The following is a 22,551-nucleotide window of genomic DNA, read 5'->3' as shown; positions in this document are numbered from 1 at the left end:
GGGCGATCACTTCGCCAGTCGTTGCAGGTAGCGACCGTATTCGGTCTTTCGGAAAATCTCGGCCCGCGCCAGCAATCCGGCGCGGTCGATCCAGCCCGCCTCATACGCGATTTCTTCGGGGCAACCCACCTGCTGACCCTGCCGCTCTGACAATGTGCGCACGAAGTTCCCGGCGTCGAGAAGCGAGGCATGAGTACCGGTGTCGAGCCAGGCATAGCCCCGCCCCATCTGCTGCACCGAAAGCGCCCCGTCTTCGAGGTAGGATTCGAGAAGCGCGGTGATCTCAAGCTCCCCCCGCGCCGAAGGCGTCACATCGCGTGCCCGCGCGGGCGCTGTCGCGTCGAGGAAGTAAAGACCCGTCACGGCAAAGGGCGATGGCGCGACCTCGGGCTTTTCGATGATCTGGCGCACGGTACCATCGGGCGCGAAATCGACCACGCCATACCGTTCGGGGTCGGCCACGCGGTAGCCGAAGACCGTGCCACCCGCGACCTGCGCATCGGCGGCGCGAAGTTGGTCGGGCAGGCCGTGCCCGAAGAAGATGTTATCCCCCAGCACCATCGCCGAGGGGCAGCCATCAAGGAAGTCCTCGGCGATCAGATAGGCCTGCGCCAGACCATCCGGCGACGGCTGGATTTCATAATGCAGTCTCAGGCCCCATTGCGACCCGTCGCCCAGTGTGCGTTGGAACTGCGCTTGATCTTCCGGCGTGGTGATGACGCAGATCTCGCGAATGCCCGTCAGCATCAGGACGGTCAGCGGATAGTAGATCATCGGTTTGTCATAGACCGGAAGCAGCTGCTTCGAGACGCCCATCGTGATCGGATACAGACGCGTGCCGGAGCCGCCTGCGAGGATGATGCCCTTCCGGGTGCTCATGATGCCTTGTCCGTGAGAGAGTTCAGAATATCGGTCAGACCAACGCGCCAGTCCGGGCGCACGACACCGAACGCGGCTTCGGTGGCGCTGCAATCGAGGCGTGAATTGGCCGGCCGTCTGGCCGGGGTCGGGTAGTCCTTGGTGGAAATGTCCTCGACCACGGTGGCGCGGCCGGATTGTCGGAATATCTCACGCGCGAAATCGGCCCAGCTGACGTCCGGCGCGCCCGAGAAGTGGAAAGTGCCGCCTTTCGACGGGTCCGCAACCAGCGCCACGGCCATCGACCAGAGTGCTGCGGCGATGTCGGATGCCGGGGTCGGCCCGCCGATCTGGTCGGCGACGATCGTCAGCCGGTCCCGCGTTTCGGACAGCCGGAGCATCGTCTTGACGAAGTTGCCGCCGTGTTCGGACACGACCCAAGACGTGCGAAGGATCGCGTGGGGTCCGCACGCTGCCCGGATCGCGGTTTCCCCGGCCAGTTTCGAGCGCCCATAGGCGTTGAGCGGTCGCGTCGGCGCGTCGACCGCCCAAGGCGCATCGCCGTCCCCGGAAAACACGTAGTCCGTAGAAACATGCAGAAACGGGATGCCCAACGCGGCGCAGGCCCGCGCCATTTCGCCGGGGGCCTCGCCGTTCACGACCGTCGCGAGCGCCTCGTCCTCCTCGGCCCGGTCGACGGCGGTGAAGGCCGCAGCATTGATGACGACATCCGGCGCGGCGTGGCGGATCGCCTCAGCACAGGTCTCGGGGCGCGACAGATCGGCCCGGTCACGGCCCAGCGCCTCCAACCTCACACCTTTGGGCGTGGTCGAGGCGAGTTCGCGGGCGACCTGCCCGGTCGTGCCGAACACCAACGCCTTCATGATGCCCGACCCAGACGCCGGCCGACCCCGTCGCGATCCAGAAGCGCCTGCCACCAGTCGCGGTTGTCGAGATACCAGCGCACCGTCTTTTCCAGGCCCTCCTCGACCGTGACCGAGGGGCGCCAGCCCAGCTCGTCCCGAATGCGGGTCGGGTCGATGGCATAGCGGGCATCGTGGCCCGGACGGTCCGCGACGAAGGTGATCTGGTCGCCGTAGCTAACCTCTTTCGGCGCCATCCGGTCGAGGATCGTGCAAAGCGTGCGCACGAGGTCGAGGTTCGAGCGTTCGTTTTCGCCGCCGATATTATAGCTGCGGCCAATCGCACCCTTTTCGAGAACCAGAAGCAAGGCGTCGGCATGATCCTCGACATAAAGCCAGTCGCGCACGTTCGACCCATCGCCGTAGATCGGGATCGGCTCGCCCGCCAATGCTTTCAAGATGACGATGGGGATCAGCTTTTCAGGGAAATGATAGGGGCCGTAATTGTTCGAGCAATTCGTCAGAACGACCGGCAGACCATAGGTTTCGTGCCACGCGCGGACGAGGTGATCGGACGAGGCCTTGGACGCCGAATAAGGCGACCGGGGGTCATATGGCGTTTCTTCCGTAAACTGCCCCTCGGGGCCAAGCGACCCGAACACCTCGTCCGTCGAGATGTGGTGAAACCGGAACGCAGGGTCGCGCCCCTGCCCGTCCCAATACGATCTGGCCGCTTCGAGCAGGTTGAAGGTGCCCATGACATTGGTTTCGATGAAGGTCGCGGGGCCGTCGATGGACCTGTCGACATGGCTTTCGGCGGCCAGATGCATGATCGCGTCCGGGCGGTGGTCGGACAGAACGCGGTCGAGCGCGGGCCTGTCGCGGATATCGACCTGTTCGAAGGCGTATCCCGGCGCATCGGCCACCGAGGCCACGTTGTCGAGACAGGCGGCATAGGTCAGCGCATCGAGGTTCACGACCTCATGCCCGCGTGAAATCGCAAGGCGCACCACGGCGGACCCGATGAAACCAGCGCCGCCCGTGACGAGGATCTTCATGCCGCGCTCCCGATGGTGAACGGGTTGTCGAGATCCCTGAGGAACGGGGCCTTGGCGTCTTTGTCGGACAGGACCGGCGCGTCCGTCAGGCCCCAGTCGATTCCGATGTCGGGGTCGTCGAACCGCACGGCGCGGTCGCATTCGGGCGCGTAGTAGTTCGAGCATTTATAGACGACTTCGGTGTCCGGCTCGCGCGTGACGAAGCCGTGGAGGAAGCCGCGCGGGACCAGCAGCTGTTTTCCGTTCTCGGCGCTCAGTTCGACCCCGACCCATTGGCGAAACGTCGGGCTGTCGGTCCGGATGTCCACGGCCACATCGAACAGCCGCCCGCGCCCACACCGCACCAGCTTGTCCTGTGCGAAAGGCGGGGTCTGCATGTGGAGGCCGCGAAGCGTGCCCGCTGTGGCCGACACCGAATGATTGTCCTGAACGAAGTCGATATCGACGCCGGCCGCGGCCAGTTGGCGGCGGTTCCACGTTTCCGCGAAGAAGCCGCGGGCGTCGCCGTATCGCTCCGGCGTGAAGACGAAGACACCGGGTATTTTCGTATCTTCAACCTTCATTCGCCCCACCCGTCCTTGCGCACCGGGCGCGCCCGGAAAGTATCTTCGACGGCGCGATTGTACGTCGGCTCAATCAAATGTGTAAAATAGCGCCCAAGCATGTCGGGATCATGTCTGCACCGCAACGTGACGCCGGTTCAAGCCTGAATTCCGCGCCGCAGAAACCGGTTGCGCGGTCCGGGTCAGATCCCGGGTGGGTTGCCGGTGTCGCGATCACCCGGCAGGTCGAGCGGAACGGCACGGCAGATTTCGCGCAACGCACCGCGCAGCCCTTCTTCGACCGTGGGGTGGTAGAACGGTTTCGACAGCAGGTCGCTCGCCGTCATGCCCGCATCCACCGCCCAGGCGATGAGATGGCCAAGATGGTCCGCGCCGGGGCAGAACAGATCGGCCCCGATCAGTCGTCCGTCCGGGGCGGCGGCGTAGAGCCGGGCGAGCCCGACATTGCGCGCTTCGACCTTGGCGCGCCCCTGATCGGTGTAGTCGGCGGTGCCGATCTGCGCGCTGTCGTCCGGCCCCTGCCCGATCGAGACGAGCGGCGGATCGGTGAAGGTGATGGTGAACCGGGGGGACCGGGTGGCGTGGGTGAGGTCCGGAAAGGCCGCCGCGTTGCGCCCGGCGACGGCGCCCTCTGTCGATGCCTCGTGCAGGACGGGTCGGTTCGCGTTCGCATCCCCCGCCATGAATATCGCGCTGTCGCCACACCGGAGCGTTTCCGGGTCGACGTCCGGCAGCCCGTTGTCGTCGAGGTGAAGCCCCGACGCGGACAGGTCGAGCCCGTCGAGCGATGGCGGGCGCCCTGTCGCCACCAGCACACGGTCGAACGTGTCGTCGCCCGCCTCCCAGACATGGCGAATGCCGCCCGCCACGGCCTCGGGCTTCACGTCCACGCCAAGGAAAAGGTCCATGTCCTTGGTGAGTTCCGCCTTCAGCGCGTCGTGGATCGCGTCACACCGGGCCCCGGCGATCGTGTCGCCCTGGTCGAACACGGCCACGCGCACGCCGAGGCGCGCGAAGGCCTGAGCCAGTTCGATGCCGATGGCGCCCGCCCCGATCACGGCGAGGCTTTGGGGAAGGTCGGCTTGTTCGAACACCGTCCGGTTGGTCAGCACGCGATCCCCGCCGATGTCGCGAAAGGGCGGCGGGACCATGGGGTGCGATCCGGTGGCGATGACGATGGCATTCGCCGCGACCTTTCGTCCATCGTCGAGCGAAAGCTCGCCCGGTCCGGTGAAGCGCGCCCTTGCCCGGATGCAGGTGCAGTCCGGCAGATCGTCGAAACCCGCACGGGTCGCGGCGGCGAAGGCATCGCGTTCAGCCCGGACCCGCGCCATGACGGCGGCGCCATCCACGGACACCGACGTTGACACACCGAAAAGCCCAGCCGTCCGCGCGTCATGGGCGCGGTGCGCCGCAGCGATCAGCAGTTTGGACGGCATGCAGCCCACGGTGGCGCACACCGTTCCGGCGAAATCCGGGTCGATCAGAAGCGTCTTGGCCCCTTGTGCGCGTGCGCTGCGTTCCGCGGCGATTCCTGCGGTTCCCGCCCCGATCACCGCAACGTCGCATGTCAGGTCCGCCATTTCGTCCTTTCTCCCGGCCAGTGTCCGGAGTTTCGATTGCGAAAGACAAACCGCCGCGCGCCGCCTGCGGTTCCTGACTTTGATGGCGACGAAGGGTCAGGCGAAGATGTCGGGCGTCACATCGACCAGCACGTCGGAGGCCGTCGCATCGACCGCGCCCCGCAGGATCGCGACGATCTGACCGTCGACCGACACCTGCGCGTCGAGACCGTCCGGCGAGGGCGCGACAGTGACGGTCAGGTCGCCATGGTCAAGCTCCGGGTTCAGGGACACGCGCAGAAAATCGAGCCCGGGTTCGAAATCCATGACCTCGGCGGCCCCGATGCCTTCGCCCGCGTCATGGTAGACCCAGAACGTATCGAGCCCTTCGCCGCCCGCCGCTGTGTCGTGGCGATCCATGATGAGCAGGTCGTCGCCTGCGGCACCGTCGAGCGAGTCGGGCGCGCCGTCGGTATGCCAGCCAAAGTCGTGGCGTTCCCAAGCAACCTCCTCCTCCACCCGGCCATGATGGTCGATGATGTCGTCGCCGCTGCCGCCGAACAGGGTATCGGCACCATAGCCGCCCGCGATCCGGTCGTTGCCCGCACCGCCGTCGATCCAGTCGTCGTCGGCGGTGTCGGCACCCGCGCCATCATGCGACCCGCCGAACAACATGTCGTCTTCCGTGCCGCCGAGCAGCGTGTCGTCGCCCGTGCCACCGTCCATGAAGGCTGGCATCGGGCCGCCTGACAGAACATCTTCGCCCGCCCCGCCGAACAGGGCGGCGGTGCCTGTCGTGGCTGCAAGCTGGTCGTCCCCGTCACCGCCGAAGGCATAGGTCGCCGCATTCCCGAGCACGATCGTGTCGTCACCGCCGGCGCCATCGACGACCGTCAAAGCCCCCTCGGTGTCGATGATCGGAGTCCCGTCGAACGAGTCGAGCGAACCCTCGCCCGCGCCATCCTGCGGCAGCACGACAAGCGATGCTTCGTCGTCCAACAGGTAATCCTGCGTGTCCGAGACCTGATCGCCAAGCCAGCCGAGACCGATGCTGAAATCGGATTCGCGTTCGATAAGGTTCTGCAACGTGCTTCCATCCCCGCCGACGCCGCCCTCACCGGGGACATCGACAGGGTCGAGCACGGTCGCGGGGTCCACCCATTCACCGATCACCGGCGCCTCGTCGTCATCGTTCGGGGTGAGGATCGTGTCGGGGTCGACCTCGGCACCGACGTAGGGTGCGGGATCGTCGGTGATCGGTTTCAGCGGTGAGGTGTCGCCATTGGCCGTTTCATCGTCGAGAAGCGAGGCGAGGCTTTTCGGCGGGGCTTCGTCGGCTTCGGCTTCGTCATCTCCTGACGCATCGTCGCCCGCCCCCGGAAAGACATCTCCGAGGAACAGCAGCGGCAACAGGCCGAGAAGGACGAGCACGACACCCATGACGATACCGACCAATGACCCCGGGCGGAAACGTCAGCAGCACCGCGGCAAGGCCCCCAAGCGCCGGGTAACTCCGGCAGACGGCCGAACATAGCACGAACACCGATACGCGGCGGGCCAAAATAGGAAGAATTCAACATTAACACCCGGTTGTGAGCCGCGGATGCCCGGCCTACCGTGATCGGGAAGGGGAGCACATGGCCGAGAACGACCGATACAGCGATATCGCGGACGAAATCGACGGATTGCGCGCCGAGGTCGCAAAGCTGAACGGGCATCGCTATATCCGGCTGCACGACAATCTGTGGAAACTCGGGCTATTCCAGTTGTTTCGGGGTCTGGCCTTCGGGCTGGGATCCGTCCTGGGCGCGACCTTTCTGGTTTCGGTCGCCGCCTATCTGCTCGCCCAGATCGACTTTATCCCGATCATCGGGGATTGGGCCGCCGACATCGCCCGCGAGATCGACGCGGACAACGCGGAAAGCTACGGGATCGCAGAGGAAACAGGCGAAGAACCGGCCAGCGCGGACGAGACGGATGACGAGGCGGCGGCGGAAGAGAACCCCTCGCCCGGCGGACAGCCCGCAGGTGACGATGGGATCGACCGGGGCGACTTCGGCATCACCGCGCCGGCCGCCGAGTAACAAAAGCCTTTCCTTGCTGGGCGATTCCCCCTATACGCCCGCATCTGCGGACCTGTCCGCACTCCACGGGCCCTGCTGGACGACATCCCGGCTTGCGCCATAACCCTTAACTCTGAAGGAGACCCCGATGTCGATCACCGCTGAAGAGAAGAACAGCCTTATCAAGGAATTCGCGACGAAAGACGGCGACACCGGTTCGCCCGAAGTTCAGGTCGCGATCCTGACCAAGCGCATTTCCACGCTGACCGAGCACTTCAAGACCCACAAAAAGGACAACCACTCCCGCCGTGGTCTTCTGATGATGGTCGCCCAGCGTCGTAAGCTTCTCGACTACCTCAAAGGCAAGGACGAGGGCCGTTACCAGGACCTCATCAAACGCCTCGGCATCCGCCGCTAAGGTTTTCGGTTCCTCGCGAACCCGAAGCGCCCGCTCAATTGAGCGGGCGTTTTTCGTTCGGTCCGGTCTTGCCCGACACCATCCGGCGAAGCGTGCCATCCGACCGATGAAGCGCGCCTGCGATGTGAAGCAGAACAACGGCGGCGAGCAGTTTCGTGAGCGCGCCGTGCGCGGCGAAGAACCCGGTTTCCCTTGCCTGCGAGACGGGCGCGATGCGTGGAAGCGTCACGGTTCCGAATATCACCACGTCGATCCCGGTCGCCGCGCTCGCGATCCAGCCAGTCAGCGGCACCGCCAGCAGGAGACCGTAAAGCGCGATATGCGCGCCTTTCGCGAGCCGACGTTGCCAGCCCGGCACCGTTGCCATCGGCTGCGGGGGCGGCGACAGGCGATGCCAGAGGATGCGCAGGACGATCAGAGCCAGCAGGACTATACCGACGGTCTTGTGCCAGCCGAACAGGTGGAAGTTCGACATATCGACCTGCATCCGCGCGATATAGGTGCCGAAACCGAGCATCCCGATCACGAGGAGCGCCGTGATCCAGTGGATCAGGCGGGTCAGCAGACCGAACCGGTCCGGATCGTTCCCGATCACCTCAGCCTGCCCGGTTCAGCCGGGCGACGATCTGAATCACCACGCGGTCCGAAACCATGTCGCTCCACCCGTTCGCGCCGAAATCCGAGCGGTTGACCGCGCCGGATATGTGCACCGACATCTTCGACAGATCGCCCGGATCGGTGCCCTGCTGGCGAAACACCTGCGCCGACAGCCGGATGGGCCGTGTGACACCCCGGATCGTCACCTGCCCATCGACTTCGGCGGTCGTGGTGCCGATCCGAAATGCCGACGATCTGAAGACGAGGTCGGGGAACTGCCCGGTCGCCAGCACCTTGGGGCCTTTCAAAGCCTGCTCTGCGAAGGGAAAGCTGGAGCTCGCCCCGGCTGCGTTCAGCACGACGGCCACGTTGCTGTTGGCGTTCCGCTGGAAATCGAGCGTCACGTCGGCGGACTTGATCGGCATACGCCCCGTGATCTTGTCCTGCCCGAAGCCGACCTCGTAGCTGACGACCGAATTCGCGGCGTCCAGCACGTATTTCACCGGCTCGGCCAACGCGGCGGACACGGAAAAGATCAGCGCAAGCGCGCCTGCCCAGACATAGTGCATCGCATCCTCCCAACCTGCGCGTCCCGACCTTGACTGTCAGACATTACGGCAGGACCGCGCAACAGGTTCATTTGCCGCGCCACAAGACCCCTCGCGTTTCTGACCTTTCAAATGTGGGCGTTTTCCTGTATGGCGCGTCCATCTGAGACGTGACGCTCTGACCCCGGCGCATGAAAAGGTAGAGGGGTCGGCGGCAATGGGGCCGCCATGACAACGGGAGACCCGGAGGGCCGGGAGTGCTCCCATAAGGATACGCTACATGTTCAACGAAGTGAAAAAATCCATCCAGTGGGGCGAAGAGACGCTGACACTGGAAACGGGCAAGGTTGCCCGTCAGGCCGACGGAACCGTGATCGCCACGCTGGGCGAAACGTCGGTCATGGCGAACGTGACGTTCGCCAAGCAGCAGAAAGAAGGCCAGGACTTCTTCCCGCTGACGGTTCATTACCAAGAGAAATACTACGCGGCCGGTAAAGTGCCGGGCGGCTTCTTCAAGCGCGAAGCCCGCCCGACCGAGAAGGAAACGCTGACCGCGCGCCTGATCGACCGTCCGATCCGCCCGCTGTTCGTCGAGGGCTTCAAGAACGAAGTGCTCGTGATGTGCACGGTTCTGTCCCACGACCTCGTCAACGATCCCGACATCGTCGCGATGATCGCCGCGTCGGCCGCGCTCACCATCTCCGGCGCGCCGTTCATGGGCCCGATCGCCGGTGCCCGCGTGGGTTATGAGGATGGCGAATACATCCTGAACCCGACCTGCGACGACATGCACGATCTGCGCAACAACCCGGATCAGCGTCTGGACCTCGTCGTCGCCGGCACCAAAGACGCCGTGATGATGGTGGAATCCGAAGCTTACGAGCTGACGGAAGCCGAAATGCTGGGCGCCGTGACCTTTGCGCACGAGCAGATCCAGCCGGTCATCGACCTCATCATCGATCTGGCGGAAGACAGCGCGAAAGAGCCGTTCGACTTCGCCGCGCCGGACTATTCCGCGATCTTCGAGGCCGTCAAAGCCGCTGGCGAAGACAAGGTGCGCGCCGCCTATGCCATCACCGACAAGCAGGAGCGTGTGGCCGCCGTCGCCGCCGCGAAGGAAGAGATCAAAGCCTCGCTGTCGGAAGAGCAGCTGGCCGATCCCTCGCTCGGCACCGCGCTGAAAAAGCTCGAGTCCAGCGTTCTGCGCGGCTCGGTCGTGAAGGAAGGCAAGCGGATCGACGGTCGTGCGCTGGATCAGGTTCGCCCGATCCTCGCCGAAGTCGGCCTCCTGCCCCGGACCCATGGCTCGGCGCTGTTCACCCGTGGGGAAACGCAAGGTCTGGTCGTGACCACGCTGGGTACCGGCGACGACGAGCAGATGATCGACGCGCTCACCGGCACCTACAAGTCGAACTTCCTGCTGCACTACAACTTCCCGCCGTATTCGGTCGGTGAGGTTGGCCGCGTGGGTTCGCCGGGTCGCCGTGAAATCGGCCACGGCAAGCTGGCCTGGCGTGCGCTTCAGGCGGTTCTGCCGGCTGCGACCGATTTCCCCTACACCATCCGCGTCGTGTCCGAGATCACCGAATCGAACGGCTCGTCCTCGATGGCGTCGGTCTGCGGTGGCTCGCTGTCCATGATGGACGCCGCCGTGCCGCTGAAGGCTCCGGTCGCCGGTGTGGCGATGGGTCTGGTGCTGGAAGACGACGGGTCCTACGCCGTGCTGACCGACATCCTTGGCGACGAGGATCACTTGGGCGACATGGACTTCAAGGTGGCTGGCACCGAAAACGGCATCACGTCCCTTCAGATGGACATCAAGGTCGCGGGTATCACGCCGGAAATCATGGAAAAGGCCCTCGCGCAGGCGAAGGACGGCCGGATGCACATCCTTGGCGAGATGAACAAGGCGCTGTCGGCTGGCCGCACCGAGTTCTCGGCCCACGCCCCGCGCATCGAGACGATGACGGTGCCCACCGACAAGATCCGTGAAGTGATCGGTTCGGGCGGCAAGGTCATCCGCGAGATCGTGGAAGTGTCCGGTGCCAAGGTCGACATCAACGACGACGGCGTCATCAAGATCGCCTCGCCCAACAACGACTCGATCCAGAAGGCCTATGACATGATCCACGCGATCGTGGCCGAGCCGGAAGAGGGTCAGGTCTACAAGGGCAAGGTCGTGAAGATCGTCGACTTCGGCGCCTTCGTGAACTTCTTCGGCAAGCGTGACGGTCTGGTCCACGTGTCCCAGATCGAAAACCGCCGCCTGAACCATCCATCGGATGTGTTGAAGGAAGGTCAGGAAGTCTACGTCAAGCTTCTGGGCTTCGACGACCGTGGCAAGGTCCGCCTCGCCATGAAGATGGTCGACCAGGAAACCGGCGCGGAACTGCCGCCGGAAGAAAAGAAAAAGAAAGAAGACGCTGAGTAAGGCGGACCTCTTTCGAGGACCGAGGCCCCGGTGGAAACGCCGGGGCCTTTTTTTGTCGCGTCAGCTCGTGCGCGAGGTTTTCCGGGCGAAAAAGTCGTGCGGGTTCAGCCAGTCGACATGGGTGTCGATCCCGGCATAGCGGCCTTCGAAGAACCGCTCGGGCGGCGCCGCGCGGCGCACCGCGTCCGGCATCGCGACGAAGGCTTCGACACCGTCATGGGCCCATGCGATCAGGATCTTCGGATCGTCGCAGGAAATGGCCGAGACGAAATGCTCCTCAAGCCGGACCGGCGGGTTGGTGCGGCTGAACTCGGCAACGTCGATCTCTTCCGACGCATCCCGGAACTCGGACCAGATCGTCACGTCGTCGACCCCCAGCGCGGTCAGGTAGCGGTGGATCATCGGCTCCATCACCACGGGCAACGTGTCCTCTTCGGGCGGATAGAGGCCATAATGGGCCAAACCGTCGAGCGATGCGGCCATCACGCGGTCGATGTCCGGCCGCTTCGCCTCCAGCGTCCAGAGCCATGCGGTGCGTGCGAAGGTGTTGAAGTCGGACGCGCCGATGTCGCGCTGAACCTCATCCCACCTGACGGGCTGTCCGCGCTCCTTGATCCTGATCTCGAACCCTTCGGGGGCCTCGTTCTCGCGCACTGGCGGATTGTCGATCAACTCGCCTATGTCGTCGAATTCACCGCGGTTCGCATGGATCGGGCCATAGGCCGCGGTTTGCGGCGTGTAGCCGGGCACACGGAAGAACGGATTGAACGCAATGAAGACGTGGTCATAGTCCTCAGCCCACCAGTCAAGCAGCGGGTGCTCGAAGGGCGGCAACAGCAGATGGCGGGGCGTCCTAGCCACGGGGCAGCACGGCTCGCCCGCCCTCGGTCAGCAACCAGGCCTCGCGCCCCTCGATCACGACGGCGCTCATGGGGCGGAAATAGCCCGCGCCGCTGTCGATGTTCAGCCGGTTGCCGTAATGCGTCGCGACATCGGCGGGCGTGTGACCATGGACGATGAGCTTGCCGTGGTCGTCGGTGGACGACAGGAACGGCTCTCGTATCCAGACGAGATCGTCCTCGACCTGATCGGCCAGCGGAACACCGGGGCGCACGCCCGCATGACAGAAAAAACACTCGCCGCGTTCATAGGTGACGGGAAGGTCGTTTAGAAAATCGACATGCCGCACGGGCACACGCGCGACGGCATCGGCGTGAAGGGTTTCGATCGGCTGGTCCGTATCGACGCCATAGGAGGCCAGCGTTTCCCGGCCCCCCAGACGTTCGTCGAGCCAGTGAAGGCCCGCGAGCAGCCGGTCGGGCGTGCGCGGCGTGGGTTCGAGGAACGCGGTCATCATGCGGTCATGGTTGCCGGTCAGAACGACCCACGGCGCACCGGAGGCCAAGCCCTGCATCAGATAGTCGATCACCCCTGCCGTGGCGGTCCCCCGGTCGCACAGGTCACCGATGTGAACGGCCGGCGCGTCCCGGTCGCCGCAGGCCACGCGGTCGCGTTCGATCAGATCGTGCACGCGCTCGAGCTCGGAAAGCTGCCCGTGGATATCGCCGATAGCATAGGTTCTCATGGCGCCCTGTTAACCGCTGGGATGTCCGGGCAAAACCCGCAAAACGAAAAGGCCGGACAGATCGCCCGGCCTCGTCCCGTTCCTCGCCCGCCTCAGACGTGCGGCGCGAGGATGTAGTCGTTGTCGTTCGGATCGTCGTCCTGATAGAATCGCTCAGTCACGCCGGGAAGCGCCTTGAAGTCCTTCATCGCGGCGACCGGGAACAGCGTCGAGCCGATGCTCTCGAAGCCCGGAAGCTGGCGCAGCACGGCGGTCACCGCCTGCGTGCACATCGCCTTGGGCACGGCGCCGTATTCCTGCACGAGCCGGATCGCCTTTTCGGCGACGGCGGGGCTTACGATGATGTCGTGGCGATAGACGTCCCACGTGATGCGGGCGTGGTAGTCGATGTAGAACTCGACCGCCGGTTCGGAGATGCCGAAATGCACGTCGTTCCGCTCGGGGATCTGGGGGTGATACCAGGTGCCCGCCGGATCGAACAGGATGCGCTGCGACCCGTTGATCATCAGCGCCGCATGGCCACCCTGACCGTTGTTGCGACCGACCACCGTGAACAACGAGATCATCGGCGGACCGTTGTGCACGTACGTGGCCCGCGTCACCTCTTCGGTCGAAGCCCATTTGCTTTCAGCCGCACAGGCGGCGAGCCCGAACAGGAGAATGATCGAAAGAAGGATGCGGCGCATGGTCAGAACCACCCTGTCTGAAAATGAAAAGGCCGGGCCAAAGGGCCCGGCGGTTCCTCAGGCGCCGACGATGGCGAGAAGGATCAGAACCACGATGATCGCGATCACCGAACGGACGGTGAATTTCATGAACCCTTCAAAGGTCTTTTCCTGCACCCGAATGTCCATCGAGCCGTGCTTGTGTTCAGCCATTTGATCCCTCGTCAGCCGTGTTTCGCGCTGTCGATTAGACGATTTCGGCGGGCCTGTCACGCCGCGATGGGCGCAAATGCCTTATTCTTCGCCCGGTGTAGCGCCCGCGTCGCGTTCAAGGTCGGCGGCAAGACGAAAGCCGATGCGATAGGGTTCGTCTTCGCCCTTTTCCCGGGGCATCGCCCTGAGAATCACGTTGAGCTGGCTGACGTGCTGGACGAGCTGGGTCTTGGTGCCCGTCAAATCCGTGCCGTAGAAGGTCACGATGTCGGGGGCGAAATACCCGATCCCCTCAATCCTGAGCACGCCCGCATCCGAGCCGGTAAAGCCCATCGCGACCTCATGCTCGTTGTCGAGCTGCTCTTCGAAGTTCTGGATATAAAGGATGATGCGCTGATAGGCCCATTCCGCCGGGCTCTTGTCCTCTGGCGGCGTGTCGGCGACCGATGGCGGCAGCGGTGTCTCTTCGGCGGTCGGTGCGTCGTGGTCCGAACACCGGGCGACGGCGCGGCGCGGATGTTTCTTCTCTCCGATCGCGCTCACGCTCACGCGCGGCCCCCTTTCGCCTGCCACAGCCACGCATCGTCGTCGCGCCGGGTGCGCGTGACCTTGCCGGTCTGGAACAGGTGATTGAGGTGGGCCAGCGCCTCGACCAGCGCGAGGCCGTATTCCCCTTCGCCAATGGTGCGCTTGAAGATCGCCGGGAAGCACTCGACCGCGGTTTTCGGCGTGTCGAGGTAGGCTTCGAGCCGCTCCAGCGCCGAGTGGTGGTTCTGGATCAACTGGCGCATCCGGGTCGGCAGACCCTTGTAGGGCAGCTTGTGGCCCGGCAGGACCAGCTGTTCGTCACGGGCGAAATGGATGAGCTTGCGGCAGCTTTCCAGCCACTCGCCCACCGGGTCGGCCTCGGGCTCGGTCGCGTAGACGCCGAGATTGGGGCTGATGGTGGCGAGAAGCTGATCGCCGCCATGAACGAGGTTGTCGTCCTGCGACCAGAAGGTCGCGTGCTCCGGCGCATGTCCGTTGCCGATCCGCACGTCCCACGTCCGGCCTCCGAAGGTGATCGTGTCGCCTTCCTTGACGCGCGTGAACCCCAGCGGGAGTTCGGCTACCACGTCGGCAAAGTTAAAGGGCCGTTCGCGTGCCCGTTGTTCGTAGATCGCGCGGTCCATCCCGGCGGACCGCCAGAACGCCAGAGTCTCGTCCACCGGCTTTTCGTGCTCGTCGAGCCTGAGCATCCGGGCCATGAGCCACGCGGTGCGGGTGGTGACGAGTTCGGCGCCATGTTCGCGCTGAAACCAGCCGGCCAGCCCGATGTGGTCGGGGTGGTGATGCGTGACGATCAGGCGCTTGATCGGCTTGCCGCCGAGGGGTCCGGCCAACAGGCCCTCCCAGATCGCGCGGGTCTTTTTCGAATCGAACCCCGTGTCGATCAGCGTCCATCCATCGCCCTCGTCGAAGGCGAAGACATTCACATGGTCGAGTTTCATGGGCAGCGGCAGGCGGAACCAGAGCACCCCGTCCGCGACCTCGACGGCTTCACCGATGTCGGGCGCCGTCTCCCATGGAAAACTCAAATGCACGTTCAAACCGCCAGATCCTCGACCGAAAGGGCATAGAGCCCTTCCGCTCCGGCCCGCGCCTGCTCCAGCAACGACGCGTGGTCGGGCAGAAGCCGCTCGACATAGAACGCGGCCAAGGCGGTGCGGGGCCCCCGGCCCTCCTCCGCGATCGCCGACTTGAGGTGATAATAAGCCCCCAGAACACGAGCGAAAGCCGATTGATAGGGCACGGCCCCCGCAAAGCGCGTTTGCAGGTCCTGCTCGACGAGCCATTCGGTCGCCTCACGCAGGGTTTCGGCCGCTTCCCAGACGGGCTTGGCCAGTTCCCCGAGCGTTTCGCGCGCCCCTTCCGCCGTTCCCTCGATCTCGTCCAGCAGGCGGAAGGCCATGTCGCCCCCGTCCATCATCTTACGGGCGACGAGGTCCATCGCCTGAATACCGTTGGTGCCTTCGTAGATAGAGGTCACGCGCACGTCGCGGTAATACTGCGCGGCGCCGGTTTCCTCGACATATCCCATGCCGCCATGCACCTGCACGCCGAGTTCCGCGACCTTGATGCCCGTGTCCGTCCCATAGGACTTCGCGATGGGCGTCAGGAACGCGGCGCGGGCCTTCCAGCCCTTGTCGCCGGTTGCCCCGGCCATGTCGATTGCCGTGGAACAGGCCAGCGATATGGCACGCGCGGCATAGGTTTCGGCACGCATCTGGACGAGCATCCGGCGCACGTCGGCGAAATCCGCGATTGTGCCGGTGCCGTTCTCGACGGGCGTCTTGCCCTGCTTGCGGTCCAGCGCATAGGCGAGCGCGTGCTGATAGGCACCCTCGGCCACGCCGACACCCTGAACGCCCACGTTCAGGCGGGCGTTGTTCATCATGGTGAACATCGCGGCCATGCCGGCGTGTTCCTCGCCCACGATCCAGCCGATCGCGCCCTCGTAACTCATGACGCAGGTGGGCGAGCCGTGCAGGCCCATCTTGTGCTCAAGCGACACGACGCGCAGGTCGTTGGCCTTGCCGGGATTGCCGTTCTCGTCGGGGATATACTTCGGCACCATGAACAGGCTGATGCCCTTGGTGCCCGGCGCCCCGTCGGGCAGACGGGCGAGGACGAGGTGGCAGATGTTTTCGGCCATGTCGTGATCGCCCCAAGAGATATAGATCTTCTGCCCGGTGATCGCGAAAGTTCCGTCGCCGTTCGGCACGGCCTTGGTCGTCAGCGCGCCCACGTCCGAGCCCGCCTGCGGTTCGGTCAGGTTCATCGTCCCAGTCCATTCGCCGCTGGTCAGCTTGGGCAGGTATAGGTCCTTGAGTTCGTCCGACGCATGGGCTTCGAGCGCCTCGATCTGGCCCTGCGTCAGAAGCGGGTTCAGACCGATGGCAAGGCAGGCGCCCGCGATCATGTCGTTGACGCTGGCCGTCAGCGTGAAGGGCAGGCCCATGCCGCCGTATTCCGGATCGCCGGAAATGCCGATCCAGCCGCCTTCCGCCATCGCTTCATAGCCTTCCTTGAAGCCCGGGCTCGAACGGACCACGCCGTTTTCGAGCACCGCGCCCTGAAGGTCGCCGTTGCGCTGAAGCGGTGCGATCACCTCATCCGCCAGCTTTCCCGCCTCGGTCAGGATCGCGGTCACGGTATCGGCCGTCGCCTCGGCGAATTTTTCGGTCGCGGGGACGGCCTCGAAGCCGACGACGTGATCGAGCAGGAATTGGAAATCGGCGACCGGGGCGCGATAGGGCATGGGAACCTCCCGTTGGCTTGTGAAAGCGCGACTGCCACGCTAGGCAGTTGGCCGGAACCTAAGACTAATCGCTTTCGACACAAGGGAAACGCGGCGTCATGGCCGATCTGCACGCCACCGAACGACTGGTGCCGGATGACACCGGGATCGCGCGGGCCGCCGAGGTCCTGCTTGCGGGCGGGCTTGTCAGCTTCCCGACCGAAACCGTCTATGGCCTTGGCGGCGTCGCGACCGACGACATCGCCGTCGCCCGGATTTTCGAGGCGAAGGGCCGGCCCCATTTCAATCCTCTGATCGCGCATGTGCCTGATCTGGAGGCGGTGTCGAAGATCGCGGAACTGTCAGGACGCGCGCACGATCTTGCGCAGGCGTTCTGGCCCGGCCCCCTGACGCTGGTGCTGCCGATGCGGGCGGATGCCGGCCTGTCGCCGTTGGTCAGTGCCGGTCTGACGACCGTTGCCGTGCGCATTCCCGATCATCCGCTGGCGCAAAAGCTCCTCCGCGCCGTCGGGAGGCCCGTCGTCGCCCCCTCCGCGAACCCCTCGGGCCGGATCAGCCCGACCGAGGCGGCGCACGTGCTCGCGGGTCTTGGCGGACGGATCGAGGCGGTGCTGGACGGCGGACCCTGTTCGGTCGGCGTCGAAAGCACCATCGTCGGGTTCAATCCCGAACCCGTCCTGCTGCGCCCCGGCGGGCTACCCGCCGAAGCCATCGAAGACGCGCTGGGCGCACCGCTCGCCAGACGCGCAGAGGGCGCGGGGATCAACGCGCCGGGTCAGTTGGCCTCGCACTACGCGCCCGACGCGCGGGTTCGGCTCGATGCCGAAGCCGCGCGGCCCGGTGAGCGGATGCTGGGGTTCGGAGATGCGGACGGCGAGATGAACCTGTCGCCCTCCGGCGATCTGGTCGAGGCGGCGGCGAACCTTTTTCGTATGTTGCATGCATTGGACGCGGCTGGCGACGGACCGATTGCGGTGGCCCCCGTGCCAGACACAGGGTTGGGACGGGCGATCAACGACCGGCTCAGGCGAGCAGCGGCACCGCGGGACTGAGTTTCGCGGCAGCAAGCTGCCACGATCCATGCGAGGGGCGCTGCCCCTCGCGCTCCCCGAAGTATTTTTGAAACAGAGAAGTAGGAAGCGCTCAGGGTTCGCGGAAGGCTTCGCGGCTCTTGTAGAGCGGCTTCATCAGGTAGTGCAGGATCGTCTTCGATCCGGTGTGGAGTTCCACGTCCGCGACCATGCCGGGGCGGATTTCCAGGCTGCGCTGGCGGTCGGTCAGGCCGGACAGGTCGAGGCTGAGGATCACGCGGTAGTGCGGGTCGCCATCGCGCACCCGGTCGTCCTTGAACGTATCCGCCGAGATCAGGTCCACGGTGCCCTTGAGCGAGCCGTAGATGGTGTAATCGTAGGCCGACAGCTTGACCGTTGCCTGCTGGCCCGGCTGGACGTTGGCGATGTCCTCGGGCTTCACGCGGGCTTCGACGAGGATCTGATCGCCGAGCGGGATGATCTCGGCCAGTTCCTCGCCCGGCCTGACGACGCCGCCGATGGTCGTCACGGCGAGGTTGTTGACGATCCCGCGCATGGGCGAGGTCAGGACGGTCCGGTCGAGCTGATCCTGCGCGATCTTGAGGTTCTGGCGGAGCGTCGCCTGATCGCGCAGCACCTCGGCATATTCCTCGGCCCGCTTGAGTTCGGTCTGGGTGACGATCTCGTTGTGGCGGGTCAGCGCGTCGGCATGGGCCTTGCGCGCCTTGGTCACTTCGATCAGCGCGACGATCTTCTGATCGAGCATGTTTTCGAGAAGCTGCAATTCGGTCGCGGCTTCGTCCAGCACCTGCTTGGCCCCATCCCGGCGCGAGATGAAATCGGCCTGACGCGCGGCGAGCAAAGCGGCCTCGGACGCGACCATGTTGGGCGTGCGGGCGGCGAGGTCGGCGGGCACGTCGAAGGTGTCATGGCCCGCAAGTTCCGCTTCCAGCCGCAGACGTTTGATTTCAAGCGCGGCGATCTGTTCGAGGTAATCGGTGACGGTCGAGCGGAACTCGGTCCCGTGCAGGCGCGCGATGACGTCGCCCGGTTCGACCCGGTCGCCTTCGGACACCAGAAGCTCGGCGAGAATGCCGCCTTCGAGGTTCTGGATGATCTGGGGACGGGCGGATGAGATGACGTCACCGGGCGCGCGCACGATCTCGTCCACCCAGGCGATGGCGGCCCAGAACACGAACACCGCAACGGCGGCGGCGGAGACCCAGATGACCATGCTGGGCCGTTTCAGCCCCGCTTCGAATTCTGCGTCGATCACCGCCATCAGCCGGCCTCCCGTCGTGCTTGCGCGTCGCGCAGATGGGCCAGCACCTCGTCGCGCGGACCATCGACCGCGAGGCGGCCGTTTTGCAGGATCACGGTGCGTTCGGTCAAGGCGAGGATCGGCACGCGGTGGGTCGCGATGACCGCCGTGCGCCCCTCCAGCCACGTCTGAAGGCGCGACACCAGCGTCGTTTCCAATGTGGTGTCGAGCGCGGCGGTGGGTTCGTCAAGAAGCACGACGCGCGGGTCCTGAAGCCAGATGCGCGCCCAGCCGATCGACTGGCGCTGTCCAGCCGACAACCCTTCGCCATTGTCGCGGATTTCAAGGTCGAGGCCCTTGGCATGGCCACGCACATAGGGGCCGAGGCCCGCGAAATCGAGCGCGGCAAGCAGGCGGTCGTCGTCGCGTTCCAGAAGCGCGAGGTCTAGGTTGTCGCGTAGGGTTCCGGCGAACAGGCGCACGTCCTGCCCCAGATAACCCACGTTGCGGCGCAGATCGCGCGGTTCGATCTGGCCCATGTCCACACCGTCGATCATGACACGGCCTTTGGTCGGTCCGTAAAGGCCCGCGAGCATCTTCAGCAGCGTCGACTTGCCCGATCCGTTCGCGCCGAGCACGGCGATGTGCTGGCCCGCTTCGATGGCCAGCCCCGGCACGTCGAGCACGGGGGCTTCGTCGTCGTAGGCGAAACCCGCCTCACGCAGTTCGAAGGCGCCGTGGATCACGTCACGGCGCAGAAGCGTGCGCCCTTCGGCGGCGTCCTGTTCGGCGGTCGCGACGGCATCCAGCCCGGACAGCGCGTTCTTGACGTTCGACCAGCGGGCGAGCGTTCCGGCGAGTTGCGTGAGCGGGGCGAGCGTGCGGCCCGACAGGATGCCGACGGCGATGATCGTGCCAACGGTGAATTCGCCCGCGAACACCAGATAGGTGCCCGCGATGACGGCAGCGACATAGGTCGCCTGCTGCACCCCCTGCGCCCAGAAGGTGAGAAGCGCGGACAGCCGCCGCTGCTCGGTCGATTTCAGCGCCGACAGCGTCGTCAACTCGTGCCAGAGCCGCATGAACCGCGCCTCGCCCCGCGCCGATTTGATCGTGTCGAGGTCGTAGATCGCCTCGTGCAAGAGGCGCGAGGTCTTGGCCGAGGCGCCCTGCGTCTGGCGGCTGAGTTCGACCATCCGCCGTTGCAGGAACAGGCCCGGCAGGATCATGAGCACCCCGCCTGCGATCAGCACCAGAACGATGGGTCCGGCAATCGACGATACGAGCGCCAGAAACAGGATGATGAACGGAATATCCGTCAGCGATCCGATGGAGGACGCCGTGAAGAATTCGCGGACCGACGAAAACTCCCGCATCGCCGCGAACAGGCCCGATGGGGTGGTGGGTCGTTTGTCGGATCGCATCCCGAGAATGCGGGACAGGAGAAGCGATTGGACGGTGAGCTCGATATGCCGCCCGGCCCCGTCCATCAACCGCGCCCGCGCGATCTTGATGCCGCCTTCAAGTGCGAGCGCCAGTCCGGCGCCAAGCGCCAGCATCCAGAGGGTCGGCACCGACTGGTGCGGTATCACGCGGTCATAGACCTGAAGCGAAAACAGCGCGACGGACACCGCCAGCAGGTTGGCCACGAAACTGCCCAGCGCCACATCGCCGAAATGCTTCTTGTGCTTCGCAAGTTCGCCCCAGAACCAGTGCGGCGGGCGTTTGGCCAAGGCGTGCCGCTCGTCCAGCCTGGCCGCGGGGGCGAAGGCCCGGACGGTGACACCGGCGTAAACCGGCGCGAAATCCGATACAGGCACTTCGGCCCTGCCATCGGGGGCACCTTCTTCGTAGAGGGTGAGCGTGTCGCCATGCTGATCGAGGACAAGCACCGCCTGCCCGTTCTTCATCATGGTGATGACCGGAAGCCCGTCGGGGTCCGGGTCGGACTTGGTCTGAACCTGAAGGCCCGTGGCCCTGAGGCCGACCGCAAGCGTTTCCGCGTCGATGGTTTCGCCCGGATTGCGCGCGAGCATCGCCTCCAGAATGTCCTGCACCGCCGGTTTCGCGCCGAGTTGCCGGGCGTATACGGCGAGCAGTTGCGCCCGACGCAAAAGCCGGTTGGGGTCCGGGCCTTCGCGCTTTTCGACCTTGGTTTCGCTCGACTTCACGCGGATGCGCGGCGCTTCGGCGGTATTGGCGCTGTCGGGCCGGGCGCGGACAGCGGCGCCTGTGATCGAGGGGAAGGCGACCGTGTTCGTCATATCTCGCCCCCGTCGGCGAGCAGACCGAGTTCGCGCGCGATTTCGATATCGGCCCGTGCGCCCGCGTATTTCGCGGCAATCGCTTCGGCTTCCAGCCGCGCCATGGACTCGATCACCGTCACCACTTCGGACACCGTGCGGGTGCCCGCATCGAACTGGCGGCGGAAGAGGTTGGCATTGGCCTGCCCCTGAGCCGCCAGATCGACGGCGCGACCGGCGCGGGCGGCAAGGCCCGCCCGTTCCTGCGACAGGGCGGCAAGGCGGCGGGCGGCGTCTTCGCGCGCCTGCGCGACCCGGCGCTCGGCGGCCTCTTTCGATGCATCGACGGCCTTGAGGTTGTCGGGCGTCGAAAACCCGATGCCGTTGTCCGAGGACAGGACCAGATCGGGCCCTGTCACACCGTCACGGCTGGAGATCGCGGCCCCGGCGGACAGACCCGGCAACAGCCCGGCGCGGGCGATTGCGGCCTCGGCGATGTCGCGGTCACGTTCGGCATGGGCTAGGTGAAGCGACAGGGGATCGACGGCATCGCCGGGTATGGTCAGCTTGGCGATGCCATGAACGGTGTCGAGCGACCCTGCGGTCATCGCGGCCAGTTCGGCGCGGGCCGTGCGACCCGCCTGAACGGCATCCGCCTGCGTCGCGGCGAGTTCCGCGACCTTCGAGCGGATCACGGCAAGTTCGGACATGTCCGAGATGCCGCCTTCGACCCGCTTTGCCATGATCGTTTCCATTTCGCGCATCCGGGTGACGGCCCCGCCGCTCGCCGCCGCAAGTTCGCGCGCTTCCTCGGATTTGAGGTAGAGCGACAGCGCCGTATGGACACGGTCGTTTTCATCCTGCGAAAGGGCGACCGCAGCCGCCTCGACATCCGCGCGGGCGAACTCGCGCTCGGCCTTCTTCTTGCCGAAGTCGAACAGGACCTGATCCACGACGAGCGAGGCGACGATGGACGACAGCGACAGAAGGCTCACGCTCGGGCCGAGCGACGGAAGCCAGTTCTTGTCGGCGGCGCGGGAGCGTAGGCGGGCCTGCCGCAGCTCCGCCTCGGCCGTGCGGGACGAGGCGGCGAGGGTGGCATCGGCCACGCGGGCATAGGACGACCCCTCCGGCAGGACGGACCGGCGCGCGATCAGGGCTTCGATGATCTGTGACTGGTGGTCTTCGCCACGCTCGCCCTGCGCTTCGGCGAAGGCGCCCGCATTGCGGGTGACGTCCGGATCGTCGCTTGTCGCGAATCCGTCGCTCATGCATCCCGACAGGGCCACGC

Annotated in this window: 22 protein-coding genes; 4 read left to right on the top strand and 18 right to left on the bottom strand. The window is 65.3% G+C overall.

Going from position 1 to position 22,551, the window contains the following annotated elements:
* Positions 1–6: 6 nt before the first annotated feature.
* The 6 genes from rfbA to FCT00_RS07405 all read right to left on the bottom strand — a co-directional run bounded on the left by rfbA (position 7) and on the right by FCT00_RS07405 (position 6,359).
* A complete protein-coding gene (gene rfbA, locus FCT00_RS07430) occupies positions 7–879 on the bottom strand; it encodes a glucose-1-phosphate thymidylyltransferase RfbA (protein WP_138422446.1) in 873 nt (290 codons plus the stop codon).
* On the bottom strand, positions 876–1,742 hold the full coding sequence (gene rfbD, locus FCT00_RS07425) for a dTDP-4-dehydrorhamnose reductase (RefSeq protein ID WP_138422445.1): 867 nt from the start codon (positions 1,740–1,742) through the stop codon (positions 876–878). Before rfbD ends, rfbA begins: the two co-directional genes overlap by 4 nt.
* Complete coding sequence (gene rfbB, locus FCT00_RS07420) at positions 1,739–2,779, bottom strand: dTDP-glucose 4,6-dehydratase (protein ID WP_138422444.1); 1,041 nt, start codon at positions 2,777–2,779, stop codon at positions 1,739–1,741. Before rfbB ends, rfbD begins: the two co-directional genes overlap by 4 nt.
* Positions 2,776–3,342: a dTDP-4-dehydrorhamnose 3,5-epimerase gene (rfbC, locus tag FCT00_RS07415; protein WP_138422443.1), complete on the bottom strand. Its 567-nt coding sequence runs from the start codon at positions 3,340–3,342 to the stop codon at positions 2,776–2,778. Before rfbC ends, rfbB begins: the two co-directional genes overlap by 4 nt.
* 182 nt (positions 3,343–3,524) lie before the next feature.
* Entirely contained in the window at positions 3,525–4,925 is a 1,401-nt protein-coding gene (locus FCT00_RS07410) for a dihydrolipoyl dehydrogenase (RefSeq protein ID WP_138422442.1), read from the bottom strand.
* Between the two features lie 96 nt (positions 4,926–5,021).
* Positions 5,022–6,359 carry a calcium-binding protein gene (locus FCT00_RS07405; protein ID WP_138422441.1) on the bottom strand — a complete coding sequence of 446 codons (1,338 nt, stop codon included), beginning with the start codon at positions 6,357–6,359 and terminating at the stop codon, positions 5,022–5,024.
* Between the two features lie 182 nt (positions 6,360–6,541).
* On the opposite strand from FCT00_RS07405, the gene FCT00_RS21595 reads away from it, so the two are divergent.
* Entirely contained in the window at positions 6,542–6,988 is a 447-nt protein-coding gene (locus FCT00_RS21595; protein WP_212747996.1) for a DUF5665 domain-containing protein, read from the top strand.
* Positions 6,989–7,115: 127 nt separating this feature from the next.
* Positions 7,116–7,385, top strand: coding sequence for a 30S ribosomal protein S15 (gene rpsO, locus FCT00_RS07395; protein ID WP_138422440.1), 270 nt, complete (start codon positions 7,116–7,118; stop codon positions 7,383–7,385).
* A 34-nt stretch (positions 7,386–7,419) separates the two neighbouring features.
* On the opposite strand, the gene FCT00_RS07390 is transcribed toward rpsO, so the two are convergent.
* A complete protein-coding gene (locus tag FCT00_RS07390; protein WP_138422439.1) occupies positions 7,420–7,980 on the bottom strand; it encodes a cytochrome b in 561 nt (186 codons plus the stop codon).
* 1 nt (position 7,981) lies between these two features.
* The gene (locus FCT00_RS07385) at positions 7,982–8,551 is read right to left on the bottom strand and encodes a YceI family protein (RefSeq protein WP_138422438.1); all 570 of its coding nucleotides are present in this window, start codon (positions 8,549–8,551) and stop codon (positions 7,982–7,984) included.
* A gap of 259 nt (positions 8,552–8,810) precedes the next feature.
* Between FCT00_RS07385 and pnp the strand changes: the two genes are divergently transcribed.
* Positions 8,811–10,961: a polyribonucleotide nucleotidyltransferase gene (gene pnp / locus FCT00_RS07380; protein ID WP_138422437.1), complete on the top strand. Its 2,151-nt coding sequence runs from the start codon at positions 8,811–8,813 to the stop codon at positions 10,959–10,961.
* 60 nt (positions 10,962–11,021) lie between these two features.
* On the opposite strand, the gene FCT00_RS07375 is transcribed toward pnp, so the two are convergent.
* The 7 genes from FCT00_RS07375 to FCT00_RS07345 form a co-directional block, all read right to left on the bottom strand.
* Positions 11,022–11,822 (bottom strand): hypothetical protein, encoded by an 801-nt coding sequence (locus FCT00_RS07375; RefSeq protein ID WP_138422436.1) that lies wholly within the window; start codon positions 11,820–11,822, stop codon positions 11,022–11,024.
* On the bottom strand, positions 11,815–12,546 hold the full coding sequence (locus FCT00_RS07370; RefSeq protein WP_138422435.1) for a metallophosphoesterase: 732 nt from the start codon (positions 12,544–12,546) through the stop codon (positions 11,815–11,817). The genes FCT00_RS07375 and FCT00_RS07370 overlap by 8 nt, the downstream gene beginning before the upstream one ends.
* Positions 12,547–12,638: 92 nt before the next feature.
* Complete coding sequence (locus tag FCT00_RS07365) at positions 12,639–13,232, bottom strand: hypothetical protein (RefSeq protein WP_008332007.1); 594 nt, start codon at positions 13,230–13,232, stop codon at positions 12,639–12,641.
* A 57-nt stretch (positions 13,233–13,289) separates the two neighbouring features.
* Positions 13,290–13,424 (bottom strand): aa3-type cytochrome c oxidase subunit IV, encoded by a 135-nt coding sequence (locus tag FCT00_RS07360; protein WP_008332009.1) that lies wholly within the window; start codon positions 13,422–13,424, stop codon positions 13,290–13,292.
* A gap of 81 nt (positions 13,425–13,505) precedes the next feature.
* Positions 13,506–13,967 carry a DUF6173 family protein gene (locus FCT00_RS07355; RefSeq protein ID WP_407943652.1) on the bottom strand — a complete coding sequence of 154 codons (462 nt, stop codon included), beginning with the start codon at positions 13,965–13,967 and terminating at the stop codon, positions 13,506–13,508.
* A gap of 2 nt (positions 13,968–13,969) precedes the next feature.
* Positions 13,970–15,001, bottom strand: a complete 1,032-nt coding sequence (locus FCT00_RS07350) for an MBL fold metallo-hydrolase (RefSeq protein ID WP_040885675.1) — start codon at positions 14,999–15,001, stop codon at positions 13,970–13,972.
* Positions 15,002–15,009: 8 nt separating this feature from the next.
* A complete protein-coding gene (locus FCT00_RS07345; protein ID WP_138422433.1) occupies positions 15,010–16,725 on the bottom strand; it encodes an acyl-CoA dehydrogenase in 1,716 nt (571 codons plus the stop codon).
* A gap of 98 nt (positions 16,726–16,823) precedes the next feature.
* On the opposite strand from FCT00_RS07345, the gene FCT00_RS07340 reads away from it, so the two are divergent.
* The gene (locus FCT00_RS07340; protein ID WP_138422432.1) at positions 16,824–17,777 is read left to right on the top strand and encodes an L-threonylcarbamoyladenylate synthase; all 954 of its coding nucleotides are present in this window, start codon (positions 16,824–16,826) and stop codon (positions 17,775–17,777) included.
* A gap of 91 nt (positions 17,778–17,868) precedes the next feature.
* Here FCT00_RS07340 and FCT00_RS07335 read toward each other — a convergent pair whose 3' ends face one another.
* The 3 genes from FCT00_RS07335 to FCT00_RS07325 are packed head-to-tail and all read right to left on the bottom strand — an operon-like array spanning position 17,869 to position 22,531.
* Positions 17,869–19,038, bottom strand: coding sequence for an HlyD family efflux transporter periplasmic adaptor subunit (locus FCT00_RS07335; protein WP_138422431.1), 1,170 nt, complete (start codon positions 19,036–19,038; stop codon positions 17,869–17,871).
* A complete protein-coding gene (locus FCT00_RS07330) occupies positions 19,038–21,281 on the bottom strand; it encodes an ATP-binding cassette domain-containing protein (protein ID WP_138422430.1) in 2,244 nt (747 codons plus the stop codon). The genes FCT00_RS07335 and FCT00_RS07330 overlap by 1 nt, the downstream gene beginning before the upstream one ends.
* Positions 21,278–22,531 carry a TolC family protein gene (locus FCT00_RS07325; protein WP_008332028.1) on the bottom strand — a complete coding sequence of 418 codons (1,254 nt, stop codon included), beginning with the start codon at positions 22,529–22,531 and terminating at the stop codon, positions 21,278–21,280. Before FCT00_RS07325 ends, FCT00_RS07330 begins: the two co-directional genes overlap by 4 nt.
* Positions 22,532–22,551: the final 20 nt, after the last annotated feature.

Source organism: Maritimibacter alexandrii (assembly GCF_005871115.1).
GTDB lineage: Bacteria > Pseudomonadota > Alphaproteobacteria > Rhodobacterales > Rhodobacteraceae > Maritimibacter > Maritimibacter alkaliphilus.
Note: the sequence above shows the minus strand (reverse complement) of the source record. Positions and strands in the feature narration are given on the sequence as shown.